The organism is Leptospira alstonii serovar Sichuan str. 79601, assembly GCF_000347175.1.
GTDB lineage: Bacteria > Spirochaetota > Leptospiria > Leptospirales > Leptospiraceae > Leptospira > Leptospira alstonii.
The window spans coordinates 1-3,041 of the sequence record NZ_ANIK01000020.1 but is presented as its reverse complement, the minus strand read 5'-3'; the positions used below and the strand labels follow the sequence as shown (position 1 = coordinate 3,041).

Genomic DNA, 3,041 nt, shown 5'->3' with positions numbered 1-3,041 from the left:
CAGAACGATCTTAGTATTCGGTTTTCTTTTTACGGTTTCGTTATGGGCGGAACCTCCAAGACCTTCTAATGTTCCGAAAGGTGCGATATATGATGAAAAGAATAATGGTTTTGCCCTACGAGAAATGGATGGTTCTATTAGAAAGGAAATAGAATGGAATCGTCTTGGGATAATTGAACGTGAAAGTTACTCGATTGATGATTTACATGATTTTACTAGCTATGTAGACGGTCGCTGGTATTCGAGAAAGCAGTATTACGGATTTAATATAGACAAAGCTAAAATACTTCCACCTCGTGAAAAGCCGAGTTCGATTCCAAAAGAAGCCGAGTTCAACTTTGATTTTCGTAAATGGGAATTGGGCGAAACTAAAGAGGGAAAGAAAGAAGGCGTTTGGAAACTTTGGTGGCCTACGGGAGAAGCGGGAGGCAGCGTTGAATACAAAAACGGAGTTTATGACGGTAAGCTTAATGTGATTTGGGAAAACGGTAAGACCAAAGAAACGTGCGTGTACGCATCGGGAAAAGAAGATGGGGAAAAATTATTATATCATGAATCCGGAAAGCTGCATTGGACGGTAAAATACGTCCATGGATTAAAGGAAGGTGAATCCTTCCAATATTATGACACAGGTGAATTGAAGTATCGGACGCTGTATGCAAAAGGTGAAGCGACGATGCAGGAAAGATTTGAAAACGGTAAACTTGTAGAAAGGAGATTTTTTAAAAATAAGAAGGTCATCAAACACGAGAAGTTTTAAATAAAGATAAAGAGTGAAAGAGTGAGTTTGCCGTGCAGTGCAGAAAGCACACCAAAGGTAGAAAGCCGGGTCCGGAAAACCGGACAGTGAAAAAACCGGTTCAATTTCTGCTTAATAGACATTTCTCAGAACTGTGTAATCAGTGCTCAAAAGGAGAAAAATTCAAAATTTTGAATGACTACTTCTGAAATTTGAAGCTTTTTGATTGCTAATTTTTTTAAAAACTGAGTCAGTAGAACTGAATATATTAAAAATATAATGAACATTTCAGTTTATTGAGGAGTAAGCAAAATGGGTTCGAATTTAGCGATAAAAAAGAATTTTCATAAAAAAATAGAGGGAAGAAAGCAGAAAATAAAACGGATTAAGGGGATATTGAAAAATCTTAATCTTTCTGAACTGGCAGAAGTGGAAGAATTTGCAGAATTTTTATTAATGTGCTCGATAGAACAGGAACAGCTTTCGGATGCTTGGGCTGATATGAATTTACCTGTGCAGAATCCACAAAAACCAAAGCTTCGTCTTGTTAAGTAATTGAGTATTAACAATAAATATCCTAGGTCAAAAGTTGGCAGATGTTAAGTATAAATTCAGATTGGACTTGAACGCTTCGCATTTGTTAGTTGTCGTAGCACTACTCTGTGAAATCTGAAAAGGCACAGTTCGGAAATTCGAACAGAGAACAGCGGATTTCGTAGGAACCGCAGAAAAATCCCCGCAAATAGAAGTAAAGATCCTGAGTATAATATATTAAAGAAGACAATAGATGATACGATCGAAAGAAAATGAGGAAATACCGAAAGCGATTAAGAAGCAGCTTGACGCTTTGTTAGAAGCAGGAGTCGAAGGAATCAATGTAGGATACTTGGAATATATCCAAGACAAACCGGAACCTAAGTATTATCCCTTGGTGGAAACTGGACTAAGAAGTAAAAAAATCGACCAAGTCATAGCGGGAGCTTATTTAGCGGTTTCTTGGAAACTGAAAGAATTTGCGCCGCTTTTGCTTTTGTGGGACGCAAAGGGAGAAGCGGAAAGAAGTGTACTGCAAGCGATCCATACTTATCTATCCGATCGCAAGAAGACGCTTACGGAAATTAAAGATAGATCGCCTGCCGCACTTGCGACCGTAAAAATGATGCACAACATCCGAAATCCCGACGTATTGGATTGGGAAATTTTGATATCTTCTTTTGATCTGCTTTTGAGTATTGAAGGGAATCACAACTTCTTAGCCGGTAATTTTTTGTCGGATTTAGTATATGCATCGGTTCGAATGCTTGAGTCTCAGACTCCGGGCCCGGAAATAAAAAAGGAATTACGAAAACGATTTAACCGATTGGATCCGGATATGCCCGTCGATGATCCGTATTTACATGAGGAACTTTTAAAACGTTTCCGAGCGCATTTACTTTGATCGATTTTTATTCTTAATCCCGCTGCGATCCGCGTGAACGATCATTGAGTTTTGAAAATCCTGTGACGAAACTTCGATTGAATTCATAAACTAGAATATACGAAAAAAATATGCGATCCAAGGAAGAAACTCGATTTCGCTCTCTACGGATCGCTAAATCGTTAGAAAGGCTCGGGGGAGGCTGTCTCTATCATAAAATCATACTTTTTGCAAATAAAAAGCGGCGCTCTTGTCGGAACACTTGCGTTTTATTGTATGTAACATCCTAATCCCTACAATTTAATCACTAGCCACTTGAAACGTGCGTTTTCGGTCCCAGAACGCTCCCCTTAGGAAGCGTTCTGTAAAAGGATCGTCCGGATATTCGGACAAAGAAAAAAGCGGCTCCGTAAAAACCGCAAGGATGAACTCTATACATTCTTAATTTATAAATTACTTAAATATATGGAGTTCATCCTAAGGGCAATTTACTTTGATTTAGCTCCGGCAATGTAATCGGTAGGAATTGTTTTAAAGTAAAATTCTAGCGTAATCACATTATGAACTATTAATAATCCCACTTATAACAAAGTCCGTCCTTATCAAGACACCTGTCTTTGTTATTGAGAGCCAGGCATTCTTCTTTACCTTGATAATTTTCAAGACCCGGAGCAAAACGAAGGGATCTTGCCGACCTCGTTTGAACCGAGGTTACGCGTTGGCAAGTCGGTCCATCCTGATTGAGAGGAAGGCAGCCGACATCTTTGGCTCCAACCATACAAAACAAACTTCTTCCGTTGGAATAAACGATTTTTGTCCGCTTTTCTTCCGAAATATTCTTATAATCTTCAAAGTCGACCGTAGAAAAAACGGAACTAAACCCGG

General features: G+C 38.9%; 3 protein-coding genes and 1 pseudogene. 3 read left to right on the top strand and 1 reads right to left on the bottom strand.

The features are described 5' to 3' along the window. The 3 genes from LEP1GSC194_RS04940 to LEP1GSC194_RS04930 all read left to right on the top strand — a co-directional run. A partial coding sequence (locus LEP1GSC194_RS04940) for a toxin-antitoxin system YwqK family antitoxin (protein WP_020772582.1) occupies positions 1 to 760 on the top strand: 760 nt, incomplete at its 5' end. 291 nt (positions 761 to 1,051) lie between these two features. Continuing rightward, a complete protein-coding gene (locus tag LEP1GSC194_RS04935; RefSeq protein WP_017807663.1) occupies positions 1,052 to 1,294 on the top strand; it encodes a hypothetical protein in 243 nt (80 codons plus the stop codon). Between the two features lie 232 nt (positions 1,295 to 1,526). Next, a complete protein-coding gene (locus LEP1GSC194_RS04930; protein WP_020772580.1) occupies positions 1,527 to 2,177 on the top strand; it encodes a hypothetical protein in 651 nt (216 codons plus the stop codon). Between the two features lie 547 nt (positions 2,178 to 2,724). Here the strand turns inward: LEP1GSC194_RS04930 and LEP1GSC194_RS04925 are convergent. Continuing rightward, positions 2,725 to 3,041 (bottom strand): annotated as a pseudogene (locus LEP1GSC194_RS04925) (hypothetical protein); the annotation flags it as partial.